Annotated in this window: 21 protein-coding genes, 1 tRNA gene and 1 pseudogene; 13 read left to right on the forward strand and 10 right to left on the reverse strand. The window is 42.5% G+C overall.

All coding sequences use genetic code 11. The annotated features are described in order from the left end of the window. Window positions 1-441 precede the first annotated feature (441 nt). Window positions 442-1281 (forward strand): uroporphyrinogen-III synthase, encoded by an 840-nt coding sequence (locus tag H6G92_RS05760; RefSeq protein ID WP_190891678.1) that lies wholly within the window; start codon window positions 442-444, stop codon window positions 1279-1281. Window positions 1282-1426: 145 nt separating this feature from the next. Then, the gene (locus tag H6G92_RS05765; protein WP_190891680.1) at window positions 1427-1726 is read left to right on the forward strand and encodes a ferredoxin; all 300 of its coding nucleotides are present in this window, start codon (window positions 1427-1429) and stop codon (window positions 1724-1726) included. A 241-nt stretch (window positions 1727-1967) separates the two neighbouring features. On the opposite strand, the gene H6G92_RS05770 is transcribed toward H6G92_RS05765, so the two are convergent. Then, the gene (locus H6G92_RS05770; RefSeq protein WP_190891682.1) at window positions 1968-2417 is read right to left on the reverse strand and encodes an Hsp20/alpha crystallin family protein; all 450 of its coding nucleotides are present in this window, start codon (window positions 2415-2417) and stop codon (window positions 1968-1970) included. 406 nt (window positions 2418-2823) lie between these two features. Between H6G92_RS05770 and H6G92_RS05775 the strand changes: the two genes are divergently transcribed. Beyond that, on the forward strand, window positions 2824-3144 hold the full coding sequence (locus tag H6G92_RS05775) for a DMT family transporter (protein WP_190891685.1): 321 nt from the start codon (window positions 2824-2826) through the stop codon (window positions 3142-3144). A 565-nt stretch (window positions 3145-3709) separates the two neighbouring features. Here the strand turns inward: H6G92_RS05775 and H6G92_RS05780 are convergent. Together H6G92_RS05780 and H6G92_RS05785 are read right to left on the reverse strand one after the other, a co-directional pair. Beyond that, window positions 3710-4579, reverse strand: a complete 870-nt coding sequence (locus H6G92_RS05780) for a CPBP family intramembrane glutamic endopeptidase (RefSeq protein ID WP_190891687.1) — start codon at window positions 4577-4579, stop codon at window positions 3710-3712. A 185-nt stretch (window positions 4580-4764) separates the two neighbouring features. Then, entirely contained in the window at window positions 4765-5202 is a 438-nt protein-coding gene (locus H6G92_RS05785; RefSeq protein ID WP_190891689.1) for an AbrB family transcriptional regulator, read from the reverse strand. A 147-nt stretch (window positions 5203-5349) separates the two neighbouring features. Between H6G92_RS05785 and H6G92_RS05790 the strand changes: the two genes are divergently transcribed. Both H6G92_RS05790 and H6G92_RS05795 read left to right on the forward strand, forming a co-directional pair. Further along, window positions 5350-5526, forward strand: a complete 177-nt coding sequence (locus tag H6G92_RS05790) for a hypothetical protein (RefSeq protein WP_190891692.1) — start codon at window positions 5350-5352, stop codon at window positions 5524-5526. Window positions 5527-6672: 1146 nt separating this feature from the next. After that, window positions 6673-7680, forward strand: coding sequence for a succinate dehydrogenase/fumarate reductase iron-sulfur subunit (locus H6G92_RS05795; protein ID WP_190891990.1), 1008 nt, complete (start codon window positions 6673-6675; stop codon window positions 7678-7680). A 65-nt stretch (window positions 7681-7745) separates the two neighbouring features. Here the strand turns inward: H6G92_RS05795 and H6G92_RS05800 are convergent, their stop codons facing one another. The 4 genes from H6G92_RS05800 to psbX form a co-directional block, all read right to left on the reverse strand. Next, window positions 7746-8270, reverse strand: coding sequence for a TolB family protein (locus tag H6G92_RS05800; protein WP_190891992.1), 525 nt, complete (start codon window positions 8268-8270; stop codon window positions 7746-7748). Between the two features lie 116 nt (window positions 8271-8386). Further along, window positions 8387-8947: a TolB family protein gene (locus tag H6G92_RS05805; protein ID WP_190891694.1), complete on the reverse strand. Its 561-nt coding sequence runs from the start codon at window positions 8945-8947 to the stop codon at window positions 8387-8389. A 47-nt stretch (window positions 8948-8994) separates the two neighbouring features. Beyond that, complete coding sequence (locus tag H6G92_RS05810; protein WP_190891697.1) at window positions 8995-9909, reverse strand: Ycf66 family protein; 915 nt, start codon at window positions 9907-9909, stop codon at window positions 8995-8997. Window positions 9910-10157: 248 nt separating this feature from the next. Next, window positions 10158-10277: a photosystem II reaction center X protein gene (psbX, locus tag H6G92_RS05815; RefSeq protein WP_012412183.1), complete on the reverse strand. Its 120-nt coding sequence runs from the start codon at window positions 10275-10277 to the stop codon at window positions 10158-10160. Between the two features lie 260 nt (window positions 10278-10537). On the opposite strand from psbX, the gene H6G92_RS05820 reads away from it, so the two are divergent. Further along, window positions 10538-10831 (forward strand): YggT family protein, encoded by a 294-nt coding sequence (locus tag H6G92_RS05820; protein ID WP_190891699.1) that lies wholly within the window; start codon window positions 10538-10540, stop codon window positions 10829-10831. 164 nt (window positions 10832-10995) lie between these two features. Here H6G92_RS05820 and accC read toward each other — a convergent pair whose 3' ends face one another. Further along, window positions 10996-12339 carry an acetyl-CoA carboxylase biotin carboxylase subunit gene (gene accC, locus H6G92_RS05825; RefSeq protein ID WP_190891702.1) on the reverse strand — a complete coding sequence of 448 codons (1344 nt, stop codon included), beginning with the start codon at window positions 12337-12339 and terminating at the stop codon, window positions 10996-10998. A 572-nt stretch (window positions 12340-12911) separates the two neighbouring features. Here accC and H6G92_RS05830 point away from each other — a divergent pair. The 6 genes from H6G92_RS05830 (at window position 12912) to H6G92_RS05855 (ending at window position 18849) form a co-directional block, all read left to right on the forward strand. Then, window positions 12912-12992 (forward strand) — tRNA-Leu (locus tag H6G92_RS05830). Between the two features lie 125 nt (window positions 12993-13117). After that, window positions 13118-13747, forward strand: a complete 630-nt coding sequence (locus H6G92_RS05835) for a chorismate lyase (RefSeq protein ID WP_190891704.1) — start codon at window positions 13118-13120, stop codon at window positions 13745-13747. A 640-nt stretch (window positions 13748-14387) separates the two neighbouring features. Beyond that, on the forward strand, window positions 14388-16154 hold the full coding sequence (locus tag H6G92_RS05840) for a DUF3352 domain-containing protein (RefSeq protein ID WP_190891707.1): 1767 nt from the start codon (window positions 14388-14390) through the stop codon (window positions 16152-16154). A 294-nt stretch (window positions 16155-16448) separates the two neighbouring features. Next, window positions 16449-17510 (forward strand): c-type cytochrome biogenesis protein CcsB, encoded by a 1062-nt coding sequence (gene ccsB, locus H6G92_RS05845; protein ID WP_190891709.1) that lies wholly within the window; start codon window positions 16449-16451, stop codon window positions 17508-17510. Between the two features lie 222 nt (window positions 17511-17732). Next, window positions 17733-18041 (forward strand): KGK domain-containing protein, encoded by a 309-nt coding sequence (locus H6G92_RS05850; RefSeq protein ID WP_190891711.1) that lies wholly within the window; start codon window positions 17733-17735, stop codon window positions 18039-18041. Between the two features lie 151 nt (window positions 18042-18192). Further along, window positions 18193-18849 (forward strand): Uma2 family endonuclease, encoded by a 657-nt coding sequence (locus tag H6G92_RS05855; RefSeq protein ID WP_190891714.1) that lies wholly within the window; start codon window positions 18193-18195, stop codon window positions 18847-18849. 614 nt (window positions 18850-19463) lie between these two features. Here the strand turns inward: H6G92_RS05855 and H6G92_RS40195 are convergent. Together H6G92_RS40195 and H6G92_RS05870 are read right to left on the reverse strand one after the other, a co-directional pair. Beyond that, window positions 19464-23039: pseudogene (locus tag H6G92_RS40195) on the reverse strand (tetratricopeptide repeat protein). Further along, window positions 23040-23366: a hypothetical protein gene (locus tag H6G92_RS05870; RefSeq protein WP_190891721.1), complete on the reverse strand. Its 327-nt coding sequence runs from the start codon at window positions 23364-23366 to the stop codon at window positions 23040-23042. It lies immediately after the preceding pseudogene. Window positions 23367-23776: 410 nt separating this feature from the next. On the opposite strand from H6G92_RS05870, the gene H6G92_RS05875 reads away from it, so the two are divergent. Further along, a complete protein-coding gene (locus H6G92_RS05875) occupies window positions 23777-24394 on the forward strand; it encodes a Uma2 family endonuclease (RefSeq protein ID WP_190891724.1) in 618 nt (205 codons plus the stop codon). The last annotated feature ends 1 nt before the right edge of the window (window position 24395 follow it).

The following is a 24395-nucleotide window of genomic DNA, read 5'->3' on the forward strand; positions in this document are numbered from 1 at the left end:
TTGTACTGTTTTTTTACGCCATAACCCAGAGTAATCATTAATTCTCTGGCTTACTCTGCGAAAATCTCCACATTGCTTGTGCTATTTGTAGCGCTTCTCCTTTGGATATACCACAATACCCGGTAGGGCTACAGCAATGCTAATTAGGTAAACTTAACCTAAAAACAAGTCTAGACAGAGCTTTGAGAGATTGCCTAAGAGCCTCACGGGGGACTGCCGCCTTCCTTATACCAATTCACAAAAATCCTGATACATATAGATTTATCGTAGGGGCATGGCATTGCCATGCCCTTACCAGCGTATTTGTATCATTATTAAAGTGAAATAGTATTACTCGTGGTAGCAGCCCAATGAGGCGCATTTCTAGGTAAAAAACCGCTATAAATTTAGCAACACCCATTCACTCTAAGGTGAAATAGCATTGAAAGGGGAGATAAATAAATGCACACCCAATCAACAGAAATAAACCTGCTCACTTCATCTAGAGAATTACCTCTATATGGCAAAAGAATTTTAGTAACAGCACCGAGAAACTATGCTTATAGGTTATCTGAACAAATCATCAAACAAGGTGGTTCACCGATTTTCATGCCTACTATCGAAACCTGCTATTTATCAAACTACACTAAGTTAGATATTGCTCTAAACTATATAGGCGAATTTGATTGGATTCTCTTCACAAGTAGAAATGGGATTACCGCATTTTTTCACCGTATGAATGATTTAGATATTCCCATATCTGCGATCCAAAAATGCCACTTATGTGCTTTAGGCAAAGACGCAGAAAGCTTATTGTCTTTTTGTGGAAAGGTAGATTTAATCCCAACAGAATCTAGCCCAGCCGGAATTGTAGCTGAATTGGCAAAACTTCCGCAAATTCACGATCAAAAAGTGCTGATACCTGCTCCAGAAGTTATTGGTTTGCCTGAGCCTGATATTGTACCCAATTTGATTACGGATTTGCGGGAATTGGGTATAAAAGTAACTTGCGTACCTACGTATACTACACAGGGTTTAGACAAAAGTATCTACGGTATGGAATTAAATCTGATACGTCAAGGAATGATCGATGTAATTGCCTTTAGTAGCACGGCGGAAGTAGAAAGCTTTTTGACAATGGTCAACTCGCAAAGCGATTATGAACGTTGTATTGTTGCATGTTTTGGCCCTTATACAACTGCTAATGCGCGAAAGTTAGGTGTGAATGTCTCTATCGTGTCCAGAGATTATAGTTCATTTCAGGGATTTGCTGAAGCGATCGCAACATTTTTTTCTCTGTGATTTTGGTCTAGAGCTTTTGGTACATGTAAACTAGCCCCACTAACCACTTGCGAATCTAAAACAGTTAACCACAATCAACTCTAGACTAGCAGCACATAAACCCGTAGTATCGAATATGGAGTTTATATGAGTTAGGGATTGTTACATGGCAACTTATAAGGTCACATTAAAGACCCCAGACGGTGAACAAATAATTGACGTTCCTGAGGATGAGTACATTCTAGAGATCGCTAACGAGGAATATGATCTAGACTTGCCCTATTCCTGTAACGCTGGCTCTTGCTCGACCTGCACCGGAAAGCTGATTTCAGGTACAATTGACCAATCAGATCAGAATTTCTTAGACAACGATCAAATGGACGAAGGATGGGTTCTTACATGCGTTGCCAAGCCCACTTCTGATTGTGTCATCGAAACCCATCAAGAAGAAGCGCTTAATGCTTAACTAAGAAATGTGGATTTAATAAAGAGCAAGTTTTGTAGGGTGCGTTAAAATATTTGTCCTAGCGCACCAAAAATCTGAGGTGGTGCCGTACTCACGGCGATAACACACTCTAAAAGATTTAAAATTTTGCACTTTCGTAATAAGTCTGTATAGGCTGAGTAATTCACGCTAAAAAGCGTTCTCCAAAAGGAGAGCGCTTTTTACTTAGTTTAATAGATAGCTGCCAGATATAAAGCAGAAATTAGCCAGATGTTGCTAGATTAACTTTGACAACTTTATTCTTTTCTTCTTCAGCTTTGGGTAGCGTCAGGTTCAAGATGCCATCTTTATAATCTGCCGTGACGTTAGTATTTTGAATGCGAGCAGGTAAAGGAATTACACGTTGGAATTTACCGTAGTGGAATTCGCTCTTGATTACACCTTTCTCTTCAGATTTAGCTTCAGACTTCCGCTCAACACTGAGGTATACAGCATTTTCTGTAACTTGCAAATCCAGGTCTTTAGCTGCAATTCCCGGAAGTTCTAGTTTTAGAAGAATTGCATCTTCAGTTTCTTTTAACTCAGCAGCAGGAACTCTAGAGAAGCATTTCTCCAAAAATGCAGATGGCAAAGTATCTTCATCAAATAAGCGATTGATTTGACGTTGTATCGCGTTAAATTCTTGCCAGGGGTTCATACGTACTAATGCCATATCTCTACCTCTAATAACCAGTATTTTTTCTGTCCAAGGATTGGAGGATTTGATTCCTTTCTTTGTTCTCATAGTATTGAAAAATAAAAGTGAGGTAAATTCGGTTTTTATCACCTGACTGATGATGATTGCCGATCCAGAAATCTCTTTACTAGAAATTTACGGTAAACTGAACTATTGGTGTTCGGTAAGTTCGATAAAAACAGACTTGAAATATAGCAGTTCTATTTAAAATTTCGGTACAAGTATCACTCGCATCACTGCTCTTAAAGCTTGTAACCAGTAGCGTATCCTACAAATGTTTAGTAGATTCACGCCAATAATGATAATAGTTCGACCTATTGTATTTTTTAATTTCACAGAGATAAGATAATAAGAGATTCCTCACAAACCGCTGATAACAGATATGTCAACAAGTTGGATTTACCTTATTGCAGCAATCCTCTTTGAAGTTTCAGGCACAACTTGCATGAAGTTATCGCAAGGATTTACTAAAATAGTCCCTTCCATATTAATAGTTGTATTTTATGGACTTTGTTTTACTTTTTTAACCCTTGCTCTCAAAAAACTTGAAGTAAGTGTAGCTTATTCTGTTTGGGCTGGATTAGGAACTGTCCTAATTGCGATAATTGGTATTATTTGGTTTCGTGAATCTGCTACGTTTATCAAACTTTTGTCAATTTCCCTCATAATCATAGGGGTAATTGGCATAAATGCAAGTCAATAAATAAAAAAGTATGAGTCAAAAAAAGTATCTTTGGATTCAAGAATCAAAGCTTAGACACGCAATATAGCACTCCTCTTCAATCATATCCGGCTAATCACTTGTTAATAGCATCTCTCCGTATTAGCCCAAAACTTTAAGTATTTAAGCGGATATGATATTAGAGATGGCTTCAAATAAAAAATACCTCGTCCATATGAAAATAGACAAGGTAAATAAACCAAAACTGATCATTCTGCTTGTTGCTGTTGTAGTGAATACACCAGCAATTTTTATTGTTCCGCTAGCAAAGCAAAATGAGCAGACTTAGCTAAATTTTCTTAAAAGTATAGTAAACCTCGGTAAATATAGCCCACAACTATTTAACTTTTAATACTTTAGCAAAGACAACCAAACTCATACAGCCAAATTGGCAGGTTTTTTATACACTTAGGTGTATAAAGTCTTATTTAATGGTGGTATATCATCCATATATGACTTTAATATCATTCCTGCTCTTTGGTTGAATATCTGAGCAGCAATCATGCTGGCTACACATTGCCCCAATCCATTGCACCTTAACGCGAAATTAAAAATAGCTAGAGAAAAACCAGATAATTACTCCAGTTCCCAGTACACAAATAATTCCCGCCAAACCAGCTAGGGGTTTTTTGTTCTTACCTGTGAACCAGTCAGAGACCTTACCTGTGTAAATAATTAGTTCTGCTGTGTCTATCGTTGCGATCGCCCATACCCATCCCGCGTGTAACCCCCAAGCTAAACCCAAATTGTTGCTTGCAGCAAAGCGTGCTAACACCAGCACCATTCCCATCAGCCACAATCCAGGAAGTTGAGGTGCGGTTTCGCGTTGCTCCCAAACTAAATGTAGCAAAGCAAATATCAAGCTAGAAATTGCTGCTGCTACCCAAACTGGATAATCCTGCGCTAATTCAGTGAACAGGAAACCGCGAAAAATTAACTCTTCTATCCCACCGACTAATAACGCTATTAAGAAAATCGGTAGCAAGATGGGTAGTATTAACTTGAAATTCGTCTTTTCAAAAGAACACCAACCTAACCCAAATTGCCCACTAAATACAATAGCTAGGCTCACCACTCCCAAGCCAAAACCTAGTGCTAAATAACCAAGAGTTGAAAGATTCCCAACAAAGCCGTAATCCGAAAAAGATTTATTGGTCAACCAACTAACTCCCCACATAATCAGGGGAGCTAATAGGTAAAGTGACACCAATAATGGCATCTTTTGCTCTGGCTGCAAAGGTTTAGAGGGTTGCCAATTGAGCAATATTGCTGATACTGTTGCGACTGGCAACCAGCAAACTATCCAGAAAATAAAAAACGCCATCACTACAACTAGTGCTGGTGCATTTTCCATAAACGCCAGTAAGGCGTTGACAGGAGACTCAAAGAAAGTTATCAAAACAAACAAAAAAAACACGATAGATTTCTTGCACTATAGATTTCTTGCTGATTAATCAAGACTCTACTAAATTTGGTGACTTTTGCAAGGGGTCTAATCGTATTTTTTGCCTGAGACAAAATTTTCTGAATAGAGATGCCAGTTTGCTGCCGCGGTAAGGACAAGTTATCATCACCTGAAACTTATCCCTACCATCAGCAAATTTACTCTTCCTCTTCCAAATCTTCGTCTGATTCGTCGGAGTCTATATCTTGTGAAGTTAGTTTTTTATCACTTTCACCGAGTTGAATCAAGTGAATATGCTTGTATCCCAACCTAATTTCAAACTCATCTCCAGGCTTTAAGCCCATTGCCTTGGTATATGTGGCACCAATCACAATCTGACCATTTTGATGGACACTAACCCGATATGTCGGTTCACGACCACGACCATCTTTAGGTGCTTCTGGACTTAGAGGAATTCCTCTAGCCGATAGCAAAGCGTCATAAAAATCGGTGAGATTGACACGAACCTGGTTATTCTTAGTAACAGTGTAATAGCCGCACTGTTTAGCTCTTTCTCGGCGTGGTAAGGTGGAAAGTTCTTTTACTTTAGCAAGTAGTGCTTTTCCGGTTAATGGTGCTGTTGCAGTTTCAGTCATTATGCTCAAATTTTCCTTACTCTCTCCAAACTGATAAATGATGTAGTCTTATGCCAGCATTTGGCTTTTTAGCATTTGCATAGAGCTACTTAGGACTCTAGTGTAACGGGTGAATTCCTACCGATAGGAGCCAAAAGCACTTCTATTATGGTTGTCTACAACCAATTAGAGGTTATAGTTGCCATAGAAATTAATTTTGCTGATTTCACGGCACTTTTAACCATTATTCGCCATCAGAAATTAAATTATTTTCTCTTTTGGCGCTACTGTAGCGGTGTAACTTTCAGCCACCTTTACAAATTGGGTTGGTTCTACTCCAAATAAGTCGTAGACCCAATAAATTGGAGGTTTTCCACTTTCAGTGCTTGCCCTTCTAGCCAATAAGCAGGTAGAGTTTTCTCTACTCGTCCTCTCAAGCTTAGGACAACATAGTATTTCAATAGAGTCCTACGGGCATATGCCCTTTTGTCCTGCCAGTAGAGACACGAATTTTCTTGTCTCTACATTACGAATCAACAAAGCAGTAGTAGCCGCGCTGATACGGCTATTGATTCTGTTTTGTGACTTCGTAATTTTATATTAAATACTAGCATGGACTAATAATAGCAAAATAGTTGTTTAATTTTGAATTAAAATTGCTGGTAAATTTTTATTTAAATTCCTGGACTTAAAGGTTGGAAAAAGCAGTGACGATTTTCCTCACCCTTTATTGCCAGTGTGAGTATTGCCATATGGCTTTTATAAAAATTTATCTAATTTAGACGAGCAGTTTTGACCAATGAGTTAAATCCAAGATTTTCTTGATTGAGAGAAGGCGAAAATCTAAAAGTCTCGCGCATCGGGGATTCCTGATGCACGAGACTTTTATTTAAAAGTGGTGAGAATTTTTCCTCGGTTTATTACCGTAAGCTTAAAAGCGGTTAAAGGATTTTGTACGTCTGTCTATGGGAAGAATAAATCTCTTAACATATGTCTAGCGCTTGATTGCCACTACTATAATATTCAACATGCGCTTTTACACTTCTATATAATCAAAAAATTCAACCTTCGCTACCGCTTGACAGAATTTTCCAGCCAGGAGTGCTAAATTCAAGTTGACATCAAGATGTGTTGCTAACCTGACATGCATTTAATTTCGATATGATCGCTAGGTCAAAGATGAACCTAAGTCTCTTTCTAAGCAAACTCCCTTTCCTTTACATTCCCAAACAGCTAAATTCAACGCAAAGCTGTCATTACATTTTTGGCGTTTTATCTCAGAATTTGACACAAATCTTGGCTACACCGCTGCTACAAGTAAAGTTTTAATGGTTATCCTTAAACTAGAATCAGTCGCTCTTTCATCGTCAGTCTATTAACACCAGGGTTTGAATTAAGTCCAAAAAAGTATAGCTCACTTTTCATAACTACCTGCCTTGACTGATGATTGTTGAGGCTGGTGAAGTAATTTTAAAATTTTGGTTAGTGGTCATGGAAGTTATTTTTAAGGTCATTCGACAGCAACAAAATTCCTCCCCCGTGGTGCAAACCTACCTTGTAGAGGCAGAACCAGGTAATACAATCTTGGATTGCCTTAATCACATTAAGTGGGAGCAAGATGGAACCTTGGCATTTCGCAAGAATTGCCGCAATACCATTTGTGGTAGCTGTGCTATGCGAATTAATGGACGTTCGGCTTTAGCTTGTAAGGAAAATGTGGGCAGTGAGCTTGCCAGATTACAACAAATACCATCATCCCAAAGTAAAGTAAATGCCATTCCCGAAATCACGATCGCCCCTCTCGGCAATATGCCCGTGATTAAAGATTTGGTTGTAGATATGAGCAGTTTCTGGAATAATTTAGAGGCAGTTGCTCCTTATGTGAGTACAGCAGCACGACAAGTACCAGAAAGAGAGTTTTTGCAAACACCACAAGAGCGATCGCGCCTCGATCAAACTGGTAATTGTATTATGTGTGGTGCTTGTTACTCTGAATGCAACGCCCGTGAAGTTGATCCAAACTTTGTTGGCCCTCATGCCCTTGCCAAAGCTTACCGGATGGTAGCAGACTCCCGCGATAGCGACACCCAAAATCGTTTAGAAAGCTACAACGAAGGTACTAAAGGCGTATGGGGTTGCACCCGTTGTTTGTACTGCGATTCAGTTTGTCCAATGGAGGTTGCACCATTAGAACAAATTACCAAAATTAAACAAGAAATTCTCACCCACAAACAAGCCAGCGATAGTCGCTCAATTCGTCACCGAAAAGTATTGGTGGATTTAGTTAAAGAAGGTGGTTGGATTGATGAACGTCAATTTGGTTTACAAGTTGTCGGTAACTACTTTAAAGATTTAAAAGGATTACTCAGTCTTGCACCCCTCGGTTTGCGGATGATCCTCCGGGGTAAGTTTCCCCTATCATTTGAACCTTCAGAAGGGACGCAACAAGTGCGCTCGCTCATTGAATCTGTGCAACAAGTAGAAGCGGATAAAAGTTAGGTGTGATGAGTTATGAGTTGGGAATTTCAACTCCTAACTCCTAATTCATAACTGATAACTCTAGTTCAACGGGGTTCTTGAGGTATATTCAACGGTCGCCCATAACCGTCATATACTAAAACATCCCACTGCCCGTTGTTACTCGACTCAAAAGCAATCCTACTACCATCAGCGCTAATTGTAGGGTTGCGGACTTCAGCTTGTAGGTTATTAGTTAAATTTCGTGATTGGCGTGTTTCCCGGTCGTAGAGAAAAATAGCCGATCGCCCCTGACGGCTAGAACCATACACAACATAACGACCATCTTGTGAAACGCTAGGATGAGTTGCGATCGCATCAAGGGAATTTAGACCTGGCAAATCAACCAAATTACGAGTCACCGTATCAAACATATAAACATCTTGGCTACCCCGTCGGTCAGTAATAAAAACAATGTATCTCCCAGAAATTTCCGGGTCTAATTCCGACGCTAAACTATTGAGACTCCGACCCCCCGGATCAAAGGGATAACTCAAAAGGCGAGGGTAGCCAAAACATCCAGTCAATAAACTTAAGCATAAAAATGCAGGTATAAAAAAAACACGTTTCATATATTGAGCGTTGGGCATGGGGCATTGGGCATTGGGCATTGGACATTAGGCATGGGGCGCGGGCATTAATTATTCTCCCTCATCTCCCTGCTCCCTGCTCCCCTGCTCCCTCTCTTCTACGGAGGTGAACTTACAGTTGCACCGTTGGGAATATCTAACTCAATATTTGGCCCCCGATCTAGGACTTCAATATCCCACTGACCACGGCTGGCGGTTTCAAAAACAACATAACGTCCATCTGGGCTAATATTTGGTTTTCTGACCCAGCCGCGATAGGTTGGTGTGACGATTTGCGACTGTTGTGTAGCGCGATCGTAAAGCGCCACCACAGGTCTACCTTGGTCGCTAGTAATATAAGCAATATAACGCCCGGTATAGCTCAAGCTAGGACTTTCAGCAATTGTCTCCGCTCGGTTTATGCCCGGTGTGCCAATAAACAGTTGCCTTTCCAAATCGAAAACCAATAGCTGCTGATTACCATTCCGATTAGATACAAACGCTAAAAAGCGCCCATTTCCACTCAAAGCAGGTTGCTCCTCGGTGTAGCGACTGTTGAGGGAAGTAGGCCCTATGGGAATATTGTTAGAACCACAAGATGCAAGCAAGCTTGTTAAACCAAAAACTAGGCTCCAATGAATTGGTCTTTGGAGCCAAAATGTAGGCGTAAATTTTTCCACCTCAACTTTTTTCCGTCGCCTTTAAACCTACTTCTGTGCAAACTGTTTCAAACATCATCAAAATCGGTCGAATTATCTGGCCCCTGATTTGGCTTTTCAATCGGATTGTATGGCACATAATCAGTTGGGATCGCCTCATCATCTTCGCGCGGTCTTCGAGAAGCCGAGTCAGCGGGTGGACGACGCCTTCTTGGTCTGGGAGCAACATCATCTTCACGACTTTCTGGACGCCCAGACCCGTTACTATTACGCCGAGAAGGTTTTCTGACTTCCCCTCCCGAACTTTCCCAATCATCAACTTGCCTAGATGAAGAACCCCAATTTTCTTCTTCAGAGGTTTCAGAAGGGCGATTCACAGGACGCCCAGAAGTCCGCCGCCGTGTTCTATCAGCTGGAGCCTGTCTTTCGCCACTGCTGCTGTTACGCCGTTCTGAACGACGGGGTGGTTGCTCCTCGTAGTAGTCATCACGAGTTGAAATCTCATCCCTGCTACCCCGAATCCGGGCACGTACAGGGCGTTCCTCCTCGTCTTCATAAGGCAATGGATCTAAGTCTGCATCCATTTCAGCCTGATACTTTCTGCGATCGTTGTAGGAATAGTTTCTGCTTACCTCTCGCTCATCATCCACAATCGGAGTGTTGCGCTTTGCTTGCTGGGTAGCTATACTCCGCAAACGAATACTTTCAACTGCAAAAAATACAGTTGTGCCAACTAAAAGCAGTTGACCAAATTGCAAAATCGGATCTAGTCGCCATCCTTGAAACACGAGAATGAAGCCGCAGAGCAAGCCGACTGCCGCAAAAAAGATATCTTGATCTCGTGACAATTCTGGACGCACAGTGCGGAGAAAATACAGTGCTGCCCCAGCCACAGCCAGGAAAATTCCTAGAATACTGGCTGAGTTTGCCCCAAAATTTACCTGAGCCAGAAAACTGGCTGAGTTCAGCCCAAAATTTATCATTGCTGTTTTCCCAATATCAAATCTATGTTAGCGAGTCACAATTAAAATCACTACTCTAATTAGGCAAGATATATTGAAGCTTCAAAGCCTCTGGCAAAGAAGCTCTGAAGCCGTTCACCGAAAAGTAAAAACACCTATGTCTGTCATCTACAACTGCCATTAGCCTCAAAAACTGCTGCTTTTGGTGCAATAAATGTAGATAGCTGACAGACAATCGATTATGAGAGTTGAATTAACTCTCATAAGCATTACGAACGCTGAATTTTATCTTTTTGGCTAATGAAAATTAGACCAACTGTAACGGGTATCACAACAATTGCAGTACCCCATAACAGACTCCAAAGAAAATTTGCTAAAGAAGGCGTCATACTTCTCAACCTTTTTTTACACACTTCATCCTAATTTTAATAGTGTATTACTTTCTTGAGAAGCCTCTAACTCTGAACTGCCAAACTTGGTAACTGCTGTGAGCGAGTTTACTTTTTTATTCCCGAAGAAAGTCACAGCATTTAGTTAAAATGATGATAAGAGTGCTTTACAAAGCTTAAAATTTTGTGGCGTTCGCGAAGCGCGGCTTGCCGTTCGCCTGAGTTTTTCTTTCTTTACAGATAGATAGTACCTTAAACCGATGACTGGTGTTGACCTGACTGCTTGGATTCTGGGCCCTGTCTTAGGGCTAATGACATTTTTATTTATATTTCGCATCATTCTCACTTGGTATCCGCAAGTGAATCTGAATCGTCTGCCCTTTAATTTAATAGCTTGGCCTACTGAACCGTTTTTAGTGCCATTGCGAAAACTGGTGCAACCTATAGGCGGAGTGGATATTACACCTATTATTTTGGTTGGTATCTTCAGTCTGCTGCGAGAAATATTACTAGGTCAACAAGGATTGCTGACTATGTTCTCTCGTGTGAATTAGGGTACAGGTTACAGGGTATAGGGAACAGGTTAAAGGTTATAACCCTGCCCCTGTAACTTAAGATCAGAGAGATCCGCACGGATGGTGGAAGGTGGTACAGGTTACAGATTATAACCCTGTCCCCTGTAACCTATAACCTCTTTCCTTCCCTACTCCCCAGTCCCCTAGCCGTTCATTTCCTGCACAAAATTTGTATAGACGTTACCCTGCAAAAACTGTGGAGTCTCCATAATTCTTTGATGAAACCCGATCGTCGTGGGTAGTCCAGTGATGGCACATTCCCGGAGTGCGCGTTTCATACGGTTAATAGCAGTAGACCGGTCTGGTGCCCAAACAATTAACTTGCCAATCAAGGAATCGTAGTAGGGCGGGATTTGATAATCTGTGTAAACGTGAGAATCAATCCGAACACCAGGGCCTCCAGGGGGCAGATAGCCACTGATTCGCCCAGGAGAAGGGCGAAAGTCATGATCGGGGTCTTCAGCGTTGATTCGGCATTCGATCGCATGACCCCGCAAGACTACTTGCTCTTGAGTAAGCTTGAGTCTTTCCCCTTGAGCAATCCGAATTTGTTCGGCAACCAAGTCTATTCCAGTAATCATCTCTGTTACAGGATGTTCTACTTGAATCCGGGTGTTCATTTCCATAAAGTAGAATTTACCGGATCTATCCAAGAGAAACTCGATAGTACCTGCCCCACTGTAATTAATGAATTGAGCAGCTTTGACAGCAGCTTGTCCCATTTTCTCACGCAGGTTTTCGTCGAGAGCCGGACTTGGAGCTTCTTCTAGTAGCTTTTGATTCCGCCGCTGAATAGAGCAATCCCGTTCACCCAAGTGGATAACATTACCGTAGTTATCCGCCAAAATTTGAAATTCAATGTGGCGGGGACGTTCAATAAATTTTTCTATATAAACGCCAGAATTACCAAAAGCTGCTCCTGCTTCCCCTTGAGCCGCAAGGAAAAGTTTGACAAATTCATCTTCAGAACGCACCAGGCGCATACCCCGTCCACCACCACCAGCTGTGGCTTTGATCATTACTGGATAGCCGATATCCTTGGCGAATTTTAATCCTTCTTCCTCAGATTCTACCAACCCCTCACTACCTGGTACTGTCGGGACTCCAGCTTTTTGCATGGTTTCTTTGGCAGTGGATTTATCCCCCATCAGCTTTATGGCTTCTGGAGTTGGGCCGATAAAAGCAATGTGATGGTCAGCACAGATTTCTGCAAACCGGGCATTTTCTGCCAAAAAGCCATAACCTGGATGAATCGCTGTCGCATTGCGCGTCAATGCGGCAGCAATAATATTGGGAATATTCAAATAACTTTTACCGCTAGCAGGTTCGCCAATGCAAACCGCTTCATCAGCAAGTTGGACGTGGAGAGCATTCCGGTCAACGGTGGAGTGAACCGCGACTGTCGCAATCCCCATTTCTTCACAGGCGCGGAGAATGCGAAGGGCGATTTCTCCCCGATTGGCAATTAATATTTTGTCAAACTTCATTTTTTAGTTTCGATATCATTACCAGTAGATTGACATTTTCTCTGATCCAACTTGAAACGACGCTTTCGCATTATTTCAAATTATCACAGGAGATTCGCCACCCTGATTCTAAGCAAACTTAAGATTGCAGGCTTGCTGCCTCTACAGGTCTTACTACACTAACAACATTGTTGCTGTAAGTCGTGGCTAGCTTACCAAACTGGGCTTTTGCGACGCCGATAGCGAGTCAGACGCTCCTACGTCGCTCTAAGCGTTCGCGGTAGCGTCTCGTAGAGAAGCTATGCCGTTGGCGTTCGCGCAGCGTGTCGTAGACAAGCCTCTCGTAGAGAAGGCTTTACGCTGCGCTATCGAGCGTCATAGCCCGTCGTAGACATTGCCTACCGCGGGTGGGTACGCGATCGCACCCTGCCGAACACTGTCGCTCTACCCTTTTTAATATCACTTGTGCAGATGCTAGATTTCTGTCAGCCTGATACCGCCTTGAGGAAATTTATATTTTTAAGAAATATAACTTAGATATCACCTTACTATAATTATTTTCTTATGCTATAGTCTATGTTTAGACAACCCGTGCGGATGTGGCGGAATTGGTATACGCGCACGCTTGAGGTGCGTGTGGCTTTGCCTTGCGAGTTCGAGTCTCGCCATCCGCATTTTTGCTTGTTTAGTCAAGGGTCAATAGTCAAGGGTCAAAAACCTTAGACTATTGACCCTTAATATTGGTATAGGTCTAGTTTTTTATGCTTTTATAGAGATAAGTGAAGTTTTGTAAAAAGCATTGACTATTACTTTTACGCCAACAAACAACTTAACACTGCCAGCAGCTTGGCATCGCCTCACTCCGATTTGGCAAGGAGGGGAGGAAATAATTCAACAAAGTTTACCTCACACTCAGCTAGCACCTGCTTGGCAGCTAATGCTTTTGGGTGACGGATCTCCAACACGTCACTTAGAATTGCTTACAGGTGAGCCTGTAGAAGTAGATGTCATTGATATGTCATTGATTGGCATGGATTTGGATGGTGCTCCTGACTTAATCGAAGCTGTCCCAGGGCCGCGACTACGGCGACAAGTGTGGCTGCGTACTGCTTCTGGTCAGCGATTAGCCTATGCAACCTCATGGTGGGAAGCCAGTCATGTAGATGAGTATTTGCAAAATCGTTCATTACCAATTTGGGCGAGTTTAGCTCGTCTTCGTACAGAGTTGTATCGGGATGTTCGAGGAATTTATTACGGTGACTCATCGGCGTTAGAGTCTGGTTTTGATGTAACTGGGCCTTTTTGGGGTCGCCATTACTTGTTTTGGCATCATGGACAGCCACTGACCTTAATTTATGAAGTTTTTTCGCCTTATCTAACCAAATATTTGGGGTCTATGCAGCTAAGTGCTGTTAATGCTGAGGCATAAGCATAATACCATTCAAAAATTCCAACGTGTTCTTAGCAGCCTAGTACCGCTTCTCTACTAGACGCTGCACGTAGTGTACTTTTTCAAAGAAGCACACTCTAATTCAAAGCTCAATTAGTTTTTAATTTTTTTTAATCAAAAATTAGCAGTTGCTCCTCAGCAAAAATAACAACTGTTTTGCATTGAAATGATACAAACTCAGAAAAATTATAATTCACCAATATTATCTGATTTGTAAGATTGGTAAACCATACGAAATCCCGAATACTGAATTTATCTAGGTTAGATAAAGTCAAGACAACATATGGGAGTTCTGTAAATAGAAGGTAGTGTCTGTTGCTGATGACTTGCAGCAATGCCCAAGTTAGTTATATCCTCAAAGTGCCTGAAATGACGGATTTAACTCTCTAAGAATTTCCGCAGAAGCATTCTGCGAAATTCAACAAAGCATGTTAAAAAAAGGTAACTAACCACTAAAACAGCGCTTTTGAAACAGTAGGGAAGGTTTATTACGGAAATATCATCAAAGTCTAGGATGGCGAAATTTATGCAGTTAACTGCCCTAGATAACGAGAAACTTTTTGGTTAACTTAACCAATCAAACAACTAATGAGTTTGCAAGTATAAGGTATAGGTTTCAATGGCACCGCCTCTTGTGTCTGTTCCAATGAATAAAAATAAGAAACCGTCTCTGGTGCTGACGCTCTCGGCTGCTGGGCTATTGATTGGTGCAGGGAGTGCAGCATACTGGTTGTTAAGCCAGAGACAACTATCTTCCAGCGATTTGCTAGTAGGTGCAAATATTATTCCTGGTGATGCCCTGTTTGCGGTTTCTCTGACAACAGATCCCCAGCAATGGCAGAAATTGCGGGAGTTTGGCACAAAAGAAACCCAAGCAGAACTAGACAAAAATTTAGTTGAATTGCGCGATCGCTTTCTAACTAGTAATGGTTATGATTTCCAGAAAGATATCGCTCCTTGGGTAGGTAATGACATTACGATCGCAATTCTTGCTCCAGCAACAGCCAGTAAACCTGCACCCAAACCAGTTACCACCAATGAAGATGCTGCTAGCGATCAGCAGTCGATGGTAATGGTATTGCCAGTGAAAAACCCAGAAATCGCCAAAAGTATTTTGGCACAACCCAAAACCCTTAAACAAGGCAAATGGATTGACCGTACTTATCAAGGGATCGCCATTAAACAAAGTGAGGGACAAGCAGGAGAAAACTTCTCAGCGGCTTTACTAGATGGGCGTTTTTTAGTCATAACTGATAATCCCAAAGCCACAGAACGAGCAATTGATGCCTACAAAAATAAAACATCCCTAGCCACAACAGGAGGCTTTGCTGAGAATTTTCCAAAAATTGCCAATTACCAACCCTTTGGCCAGTTTTACATAAATGTGCCAACAGCAGCCAAAATAGCCGCAACTTCTCCAAACCGCCCTTTACCTGCTCAAGTTTTAGCTCAACTGCAAAATAACCAAGGTTTAGCGGGGACAATGACCTTAGAGGCAGAAGGAATTCGCTTCAAGGGCGTTTCTTGGCTAAATCCTAATAGTCAACGTGTGCTGGCGGTAGAAAACAAAGCTGGGAAAATGCAAAGCCGCGTACCAGCGGAAACCTTAATGATGCTTTCGGGGGGAAACTTACAGCGGTTGTGGGGAGATTATGTTTTAACATCTCAGGGAAATCCGCGATCGCCGATCGCACCAGAACAGATCAGAGGTGGTATAAAATCGCTTACCGATCTCGATTTAGATAAGGATTTGCTCAGTTGGATGAAAGGCGAGTTTTCCCTATCATTGATTCCTACTACTGCAAAACAAGGTTCACCAGATGATTTTCGTGTGGGTTTACTGTTCATGGTACAGACAAGCAATCGCCAATCAGCTGAAACATCCATAAAACAGCTCGATGAAGTGATGAGAAATCAATACCAGTTCCAAGTCCAACCGGCGAAAGTCACAGGTCAACCCGTTGTTAACTGGGTATCACCCTATGGCACGTTAACCGCCACCCACGGTTGGTTAGATGGAGATGTCGCCTTTCTAGTAGTGGGCGCTCCCATCACTGATAAAATTGTTCCCAAACCCAACAACACACTAGCTAGCACTCTTCCCTTCCAACAAACAGTTCCTACAGAACCAAATCCGGCAAATGGTCAATTTTTCCTGGATGTTGAACGAACTGTGAAAAATTTCCCTTTACCAACTTTAATTCCCAATCAACAATCTTTGCTAGCTGCAACGCGCTCAATTGGGATGACATCTGCCGTCAGCGATAGTCGCAGCAACCGTTACGACATTTTTATCTCACTCAAAAAAGTTAGGAACTCGACTGCTTTGCCTAGTCCAGAAAGTAATAAGAGCAGTTCTGCTACACCATCTACTACTTCTCCATAACAGCAATTTGAAAAGTTAGGAATTTGGAGTTAGGAATTTGGAGTTAGGAATTTGGAGTTAGGAGTTAGGAGTTGTACCAATTCTCAAAAATCTTGCTATACATCAATCTTCGAGGCTGGTGTTTCTTTACCTCAGAGCGGTATCATCTTTAGCAAGCTTAAAAAGAAATGGTATTAAAAATTATTAATTCATAACTCATAACTCCTAGCTTTAACCTGTTTCATGACCCTCTAAGCATATAGGATCAGAACAGTCAGAATCCATATTTTAAATCATCCACGGAGAGAACACTTTATGAATCTGGTTGTACTCCAGAACTGGCTGGACAATGCGTCCTTTGCCATATTATTCCTGACAATGCTGGTGTATTGGGGAGGAGCGGCTTTTCCAAATCTGCCTTATCTAGCCGCTTTGGGGACAGCTGGGATGGCGATCGCAAATTTGTGCATAGCGACTTTACTAGGGGCACGATGGATCGAAGCTGGTTACTTTCCCTTAAGTAATCTCTATGAATCTCTGTTTTTCTTAACTTGGGGAATTACCGCAGTCCATCTGATTGCTGAAAGTAGTAGCCGTAGCCGCTTAGTAGGAGTTGCTACAGCTCCGGTGGCAATGGCGATCGCTGCTTTTGCTACTATGACACTACCATCCCAGATGCAAGCGTCAGAACCCTTAGTACCTGCATTGAAGTCAAATTGGCTGATGATGCATGTCAGCGTCATGATGTTGAGTTATTCTGCTTTGATGGTGGGTTCATTATTAGCGATCGCTTTCTTAATTGTCACTCGTGGTCAAAACATCCAACTACAAGGTAGTTCTGTAGGTACTGGTGGCTATCGCAGCAACGGCTACCGCTTGCACAAAGCATCTGAACTAATTTCTCAACCATCAGCCCCTTCTGCCGAAAATAATGGCTTTGCCCGTTTTGAAAGTAGTAGCAACGGCAACGGTAACGGTAACACTGCTGTTTTGAATTTAGTAACTAGCCCTGAATCTCCAGCCGTTGCATCTGCTGAACCTCTTTCACCCCAGCGCCTTAGCCTTGCTGAAACCCTCGACAATATCAGCTATCGCATCATCGGGCTAGGATTTCCCCTGCTGACAATTGGCATTATTGCCGGTGGCGTTTGGGCTAACGAAGCCTGGGGTTCTTACTGGAGTTGGGACCCGAAAGAAACTTGGGCATTAATCACCTGGTTAGTGTTCGCCGCCTACCTCCACGCCAGAATTACTCGCGGTTGGCAAGGGCGTCGTCCCGCCATTTTAGCCGCCACGGGCTTGCTTGTGGTTTGGGTTTGCTATCTCGGTGTAAATCTTTTGGGTAAAGGTTTGCATTCTTACGGTTGGTTTTTTTAAGAACCGTTTAAATAAAACTACCCCACCCGCGCTGCCGCGAACCCTCCCCTTACTAAGGGGAGGGTTGGGGAGGGGTAACGCGAGAATTATAGGCTAATTTACCGGACATCAAATTATTACTGAATTTTTATTTGAGCAACACTAAATCTATAAAAACATCATTTTATTTCGGATGAACTGTTATATCTCTAGAAAATATAGATTTATTGACAGGAGATTTTTATGGAAGATGGATTCGAGAGACTAAACCATGATGAAGTTGTGTCTATAGAACCAGACACTTTTAATAAGTTAAATATTGCTAAAACATTTAAAGTCCGTGATTTGATTACAGCAATTAAGGAATTTATTGGAGCAGAAGAAACAGATGAAGTAAATTTGTATACCCAAGGATTAAATTGTGAAGTTTTACAATTTAGTACTTTAGGATGGAAAAAAGGAAAAGTTAGACTTGCTTTAGAATTTTGTCCTGATGAATCTGAGTCACCACTTGATGAAATTTTTCAAAAACTAAAACAAGTGGAAAATTAATATCCAACGAGCAAAAGAACCCCGCTTCTTTATGAAGTCGGGGTTTTGAGTTTCTCGATATTTGTAAATAAAATTAGGATGTGCTGAATTGCTATCAAAATTCATTAATAAAATAAAGATGTACTAATAACTGAGGAAGAGTAAACCTATCATGCTAAAGTACGATCCATTAGCTTGTTTGCCGTCATCTGAGGAACTGCCAGACTCTGACGATACGCCAGTGGATAACGAATTACAAGACTTGATTCCCGGTTTACTTAAAGCGCTTCTGGCAATGGCTTGGCCAGAACGCATGGATTGGTTTTTTGGCGTAGATATGGGTATTTATTATGACCCAGACTTACCGCCAATAGTACCAGATGGATTTTTGAGTCTGGGCGTTGAGCGATTTTATGATGAAAATCTCCGTCCCAGTTATGTGCTTTGGGAAGAAAAGAAACTACCGATATTAGCGCTGGAAGTGGTATCTAAGACATATCGTGGTGAGTACTCGACTAAGAAAGCAGAGTATGCAAGATTGGGAATTTTGTATTATGTAGTTTACAACCCATTTCGTCGCCGTAAGCCACGTTTAGAAGTTTACAAATTAGTTAATAATGTTTATGAATTACATGATGGTAATCCAGTTTGGTTGCCAGAAATAAGTTTAGGAATTGGCATCGAACGAGGAACGTATTTAGGGATTACGCGCGAGTGGTTGTATTGGTATAAGGCGGAAGGAAAACGCTTTTTAACATCAGAAGAACGTGCTAATCTCCTAGCAGAAAGATTGCGATCGCTCGGCATAGATCCTGATTCTCTGTCCTGAATTGCTAGTAAAGACTAATCTAGGACTGACGCACTGAAGCCTGAAACCCTGATCCCCCTAAATCCCCCTTACAAAGGGGGACTTTGTTTCTTGTTCCCCCCTTTTTAAGGGGGGCTAGGGGGGATCGAAACGCTACTAGGCAACTTGATAAGACTTGTGTATACACCGTAGCTTAAAAAGGCGGGAACGTTCAAAGCCCCTTTTTTAAGGGGATCTGAGTATGTAAGTTCTGTAATCAACGAAGCTCAAAGGTTCACGCGCAAAGCTCAAAAGTTCACTCACGAAGCTCAGAGGTTCTCGCGCAAAGCTCAGAGGTTCACTCACGAAGCTCAAAGGTTCACTCACGAAGCTCAGAGGTTCACTCACGAAGCTCAAAGGTTCACTCACGAAGCTCAGAGGTTCTCGCGCAAAGCTCAGAGGTTCACTCACGAAGCTCAAAGGTTCACTCACGAAGCTAAGAGATTCACACGCAAGTATCAAAGACTCATTACAGCAGTTTTCATTTACTTAACTCACACTCTTGCCTTCTTCTTCGCACCTCTGCGCCTACCCTGCGGGAACGCCTAAAGGCAAATGCGTGAAACAAAAATCTTTCAGTAATTACGAATTACGAATTACGAATTACCCATCACCCTCTCAAGACTCGCCCTCAACCTTTCAGCATACGGTGACTTCAATCGCTGCAAAATCTCTAAAGCTTGTTGCAAATAGGATATCGCTTTAGTGTATTCACCCTGTTGTTCTGCCAAATCTCCTAACCACCACAGAGTCATTGCTTTGCCTTGGACATAACCAATGCGTTCTTTTATTTCCAAAGACTGATGGAAAAGTGCGATCGCTTAATCCACTTCCCCTTTATTGGCGTAGATAATTGCCAGTTGGTGCAACGTCGCCGCTTTAGTTTTTACATCTCCAATGCGTTCACTTATTTCCAAAGACTGATTGAAAAGTGCGATCGCTTGCTCCACTTCCCCTTTTCTGGCATAGATACCTGCCAGTTGGTGCAACGTCTTCGCTTTGCCTTGGACATTACCAATGCGTTCATCAATTTCAAGGACTTGATTGAAAAGTGCGATCGCTAGCTCCACTTGCCCTTTGTTGGCGTAGATACGTCCTAGTTGGTGTAACGTCGCCGCTTTGCCTTGGACATCACCAATGCGTTCTTTTATTTCCAAAGAGTGGTTATAGAGTGCGATCGCTTGCTCTACCTGCCCTTTGTTGGCGTAGATACGTCCCAGTTCGTGCAACGTCGCCGCTTTGCCTTGGACATCACCAATGCGTTCTTTTATTTCCAAAGACTGATTAAAAAGTGTGATCGCTTGCTCCACTCCACCTTTGTTGGCGTACATACGTCCCAGTTCGTGCAACGTTGCCGCTTTCGTTTGGACATTTCCAATACGTTCAGTTATTTCCAAAGACTGATTGAAAAGTGCGATCGCTTGCTCCACTTCCCCTTTGTCAGCGTAGATACTTGCTAGATTGTGCAACGTCGCCGCTTTGCCTTGGACATCACCAATGCGTTCTTTTATTTCCAAAGACTGGTTGTAGAGTACGATCGCTTGTTCCACTTCCCCTCTGTTGGCGTAGATCATTGCCAGATTGTTCAACGTCGCCGCTTTGCCTTGGACATCACCGATGCGTTCTTTTATTTCCAAAGAGTGGTTATAGAGTGCGATCGCTTCATCCACTTCCCCTTTGTTGGCTTTTAGCATCCCTAAACAATGATAAATTGATGCTAGTTCTTGTTCGTCTTCTGCGGGACAAAGATTTAAAGCTTGTTCGTAATAGTTTAATGCTTGATCAACCTCACCCATTTGGTGTTCACAATAAGCAATCTCTTTGAGAACACTATGGTTTTTAGTAATTTCTAAGGTTGATTTGCACAGATGTGTTACTTCCCGAAATCGACTTTGATTCCGCAAGTATTCCGCCAATGAACTAGCTATTTTCGCCGCAATTTCTCCATCCTTCCCCAGCAACGCCAAGCGATGAATTTCTAACATTTGTGCTTCCGTCGCACCTTCCGCCTCTTCCCACCACAGACGATACAAAATTTGTGCAGCTTGTTTATACAACTCTTCACCTTTGGGGTTTTCTGGAAACTCAAGCAACGGTGACAAAATCCGGGGAACACGATACAACCTCTCTGTGTTGTTGGTGAAGGTAACTTCCAACAAACCCAAAATTTCAGCGCGTTGCTTATGACTTTCCCAACTTGAGATATCCTCACAAATCGGGGAAATAGCAGCTAGAGGAACAGGTAACTCATATACCAACAACTTCCCCAGCATTTGACGCAAAGCTGGAGTTTGCTGCTTCAGCAATTCCTCAGCCAAAATATCCTCGCGGAATTTTTCTTCTGCCACTTCCATCTTCTTTAAGATTGTGGCGAGATTATCTGTAATATTTTCAGAAAGAATCTTATCCAACCATTCCAACAGGCGAGGATTTCCATCTGCTGCTTTTTTGGCGAGTTTCTGCAATTCTGCATCAATACCCAAAGTGCCATTAAACGAATCCAGACGATTATACTTTTTAATTAAATCTGCCCCACCCAGAGCACCCAGAGGTTCGCGGTACAGACGATGATTAAGTTCCGACAATGTGAAATTGTAGCGACAGGTAATAATTACCTTGTGGGGAAGTTGGGAATTTTGCATCGCCTTCAGCAACGCCAGCAGTACATCCACAACTTGTGGTTGCAAGACATAAACCCCATTGCGTAATTCCAAATTAGCCTCAAAGTCATCCAGCACAAAGGCAAAGCGCTGTTCTTTGGTATTCAGTCCTTCAGTGAAAAACTTGGTGAGGCGCTGCATCAACGGTAACTTGCCATTGAGAATTTCATGCCCCCGTTCCGAGGTACATTGTTCAGCAAGGCTTTTGAGCAGTTTGTCCTCATCGAGTTGCCGAAAATTCACCAGCCTGTGATAGCCAACCATCCTTTCCAGAAGTCGCGCCGTCACAGTACTCTTACCCACACCCCCCAGTCCGTGAATTAGTACCCCTAATGAAGTGCGAATAGCTTTGAGACAACGTTGCAAAGTCCGCCGTCTGCCAACAAACTCAGAGGGTTTCGCCACCCGCACCAGTTGGGTATCGGGATCTAAAAACTGTTCATAAGCAGGTTCCGGCGCAGAGGGTGGCACATCTCCCAACACACCCACCAACGCACCGGGACATTCTCCCTGGACATATAACCGCAACAAATGCCAGTCACGCACATTCTGTTTAAACAACTGCTGGTAAGTGCTAGCGAGTGCTTCAGCTAATTGATATCCGGCTGCCAATTTCCCATAGAGGTGCGCGGCGGCGGCTGTGGCTGTCCGATCTTCCACAGGCCGCCCCCAACTTAAAACAGCCCTAGCACCTTGGGCAATTAGCGCCTCAGCCATTGAAGGGACAGCCCCTTTATCTGCTCCTTGTCCAGTCCGACACCCAGATAAAAACACCAATTTGGGAAAGCGAAACCGGAAGACTTCCGCCAGTTCTGCGGCTGTGGTTTCGTGGCGATCGCCGATTTCTGTCTCAGTAATAAAGTAAGGGGTGTAAGGTGCTTCATCTTTAATTGACGCGTGTCCTGTGAGGTGAAACACATCAAAGTCATTCAGATAGCGACTCCACACCTTACCCAACTCGCTAACGCAACCGCTTTCTTCCACCCGCAAATCAACAGCAAAATCTTGCGTATCAGCCAGAATTCTCGCCTCTTCCTGTTCAAACTCTAACTTTGGTTCCACATCTTCCGGGTCGGTTGCCATAAACAATACTCGCAATTGTCGTGCTTCCACAGAAAACCCTTCAGTTTCTTTCTCAATCCAGCGCAGAGGTAACACCACTGGATTAACCCGCTTCACCAAAAAATCCTCACCATCATGCAGCACTTCCCAAGGTAAATGCGCCAATTTTTGATCGGTATCAATGGCAATTACCAACCCCTCAGCGCGACAGTTAGCAATTCCCCGACTCAACCAGCGTCCATCGCCATCCAACCAAAAAAATAACTGCTGCCCGATTCCTGGTAAATTGGGCAGCAGTTTATAGTAATCTCGTTCACCTTGCTTGAGGAAATCAGCGATTTCTGCTAATTTCAGACGACGTGATTCATAGTGCTTTATTTGAGGTAGCCAATACCTGAGTTCAACTGTTTCCTGCGTACTTTCCCGAAGTTGAATGCGGATAGTTTGCACTTATTTGCTGATAGATTTGAGGATTTCCGTGATTTCCTCTATGGTAGCTTCTTCGAGTAAAATCCTGTTTCCAGTCTCAGGGTCAAGAATTACCACATCAAATTGCTTACCTGGATGAGATTTATGCCATTCTTGATACCATTTGCGAATTTGTTCAGCTAAAGCCACAGCACCACCCACAATGCCAATAATAGTAGCGATGGCGGCGAGAGTTCCCTCTCTTTGCGTCGGAACTTCATAGCTTCCCGATATTCCAGGAATTTCTAGCAAAGCCTCGGCTGCTGCTGGTGCGCTTTCACCTTCGATTCCAATTTGAATTTCTGCCATAAAGTTACCTGTGAATTTATCCAAGATTCTGTATATCATCCCTTGAATTTGGGATAAGATTCACGCACAAACGCAGAGAATGACAATTCAGGTTATGTGGAAAAGTCCACCAAAAACCTAACCCCCTAACCCCCTTCCCGATGCGGGAAGGGGGGAAAATTCAAAGTCTCTCTCCTTTTAGGAGAGAGATTTAGAGAGAGGTTTTCTAGATGCCGTGAAAAGTCAGACGCAGAGAGTATTGCAAAATTATTTACTTTGTGTTGCAAGAATTGCCTAAAATAAGGCAACAGACGCAAACCTGGAAATCCAGATTGAATCTGACTTTCAAAAATTACGAATTACGTTAGCAATGTAGGAGCGTCATTATCAATTACAAATTACTTTAAGTCCTTTTTTAGCAGGTGAACAATATGGTTCAGACTCCAGTTAAAAAACTAACTTTTGAAGAGTTTCTAGAGCAATACCCTGATGGTGGCATTTACGAACTGATCAATGGAGAGATTATACCAGTGGAGCCAACTAGAGCGCATAAGAATGTCGCAAGGTTTTTAATGCTTGGCTTCAATGATGAAATTAGGCGCTTGGGACTAGATTATATTGCTGATAAAGATATCATTGTTAGGACGTTTACTGATACTGGGGAAGAACGAGGTAGAAATCCAGATGTAGGTGTAGTTAATGCATCACAGTGGAATACTAATGTTCTAGCCTATGGTGCGCTGATTGAACCGATTCAACTTGCTGTAGAAATCACCTCAACAAACTGGGATGATGATTACGTTGACAAGCTAGATGAGTATCAGCGACTCGGTATCTCTGAGTATTGGATTGTAGATTATCTGGCGATCGCTTCTCGTGCTTATCTTGGTAATCCCAAACTCCCCACGGTTTTTGTTTACCAATTGGTTGAGGGTCAATACCAAGTTCAAAAGTTTACGGGCAATGATCGTATTATCTCTACTACTTTCCCCGAACTGGCGTTAACTGTTAAACAAGTTGTAGCTGCAAGTCAAATCCAAAAACTATGAG

It is taken from the genome of Nostoc foliaceum FACHB-393 (genome assembly GCF_014698505.1).
In the GTDB taxonomy this organism is placed as follows: domain Bacteria; phylum Cyanobacteriota; class Cyanobacteriia; order Cyanobacteriales; family Nostocaceae; genus Nostoc; species Nostoc foliaceum_A.

Excerpts from the sequence above, each read along its gene's own strand:
- H6G92_RS05840 (WP_190891707.1), top strand. The coding sequence starts at position 14,388 with ATGGCACCGCCTCTTGTGTCTGTTCCAATGAATAAAAATAAGAAACCG.
- H6G92_RS05850 (WP_190891711.1), top strand. The coding sequence starts at position 17,733 with ATGGAAGATGGATTCGAGAGACTAAACCATGATGAAGTTGTGTCTATA.
- H6G92_RS05795 (WP_190891990.1), top strand. The coding sequence starts at position 6,673 with ATGGAAGTTATTTTTAAGGTCATTCGACAGCAACAAAATTCCTCCCCC.
- H6G92_RS05800 (WP_190891992.1), bottom strand. The coding sequence starts at position 8,270 with ATGAAACGTGTTTTTTTTATACCTGCATTTTTATGCTTAAGTTTATTG.
- H6G92_RS05855 (WP_190891714.1), top strand. The coding sequence starts at position 18,193 with ATGCTAAAGTACGATCCATTAGCTTGTTTGCCGTCATCTGAGGAACTG.
- H6G92_RS05870 (WP_190891721.1), bottom strand. The coding sequence starts at position 23,366 with ATGGCAGAAATTCAAATTGGAATCGAAGGTGAAAGCGCACCAGCAGCA.
- ccsB (WP_190891709.1), top strand. The coding sequence starts at position 16,449 with ATGAATCTGGTTGTACTCCAGAACTGGCTGGACAATGCGTCCTTTGCC.
- H6G92_RS05775 (WP_190891685.1), top strand. The coding sequence starts at position 2,824 with ATGTCAACAAGTTGGATTTACCTTATTGCAGCAATCCTCTTTGAAGTT.
- H6G92_RS05770 (WP_190891682.1), bottom strand. The coding sequence starts at position 2,417 with ATGGCATTAGTACGTATGAACCCCTGGCAAGAATTTAACGCGATACAA.
- H6G92_RS05820 (WP_190891699.1), top strand. The coding sequence starts at position 10,538 with ATGACTGGTGTTGACCTGACTGCTTGGATTCTGGGCCCTGTCTTAGGG.
- H6G92_RS05785 (WP_190891689.1), bottom strand. The coding sequence starts at position 5,202 with ATGACTGAAACTGCAACAGCACCATTAACCGGAAAAGCACTACTTGCT.
- psbX (WP_012412183.1), bottom strand. The coding sequence starts at position 10,277 with ATGACGCCTTCTTTAGCAAATTTTCTTTGGAGTCTGTTATGGGGTACT.
- H6G92_RS05875 (WP_190891724.1), top strand. The coding sequence starts at position 23,777 with ATGGTTCAGACTCCAGTTAAAAAACTAACTTTTGAAGAGTTTCTAGAG.
- H6G92_RS05760 (WP_190891678.1), top strand. The coding sequence starts at position 442 with ATGCACACCCAATCAACAGAAATAAACCTGCTCACTTCATCTAGAGAA.
- H6G92_RS05765 (WP_190891680.1), top strand. The coding sequence starts at position 1,427 with ATGGCAACTTATAAGGTCACATTAAAGACCCCAGACGGTGAACAAATA.
- accC (WP_190891702.1), bottom strand. The coding sequence starts at position 12,339 with ATGAAGTTTGACAAAATATTAATTGCCAATCGGGGAGAAATCGCCCTT.
- H6G92_RS05810 (WP_190891697.1), bottom strand. The coding sequence starts at position 9,909 with ATGATAAATTTTGGGCTGAACTCAGCCAGTTTTCTGGCTCAGGTAAAT.
- H6G92_RS05790 (WP_190891692.1), top strand. The coding sequence starts at position 5,350 with ATGGTTGTCTACAACCAATTAGAGGTTATAGTTGCCATAGAAATTAAT.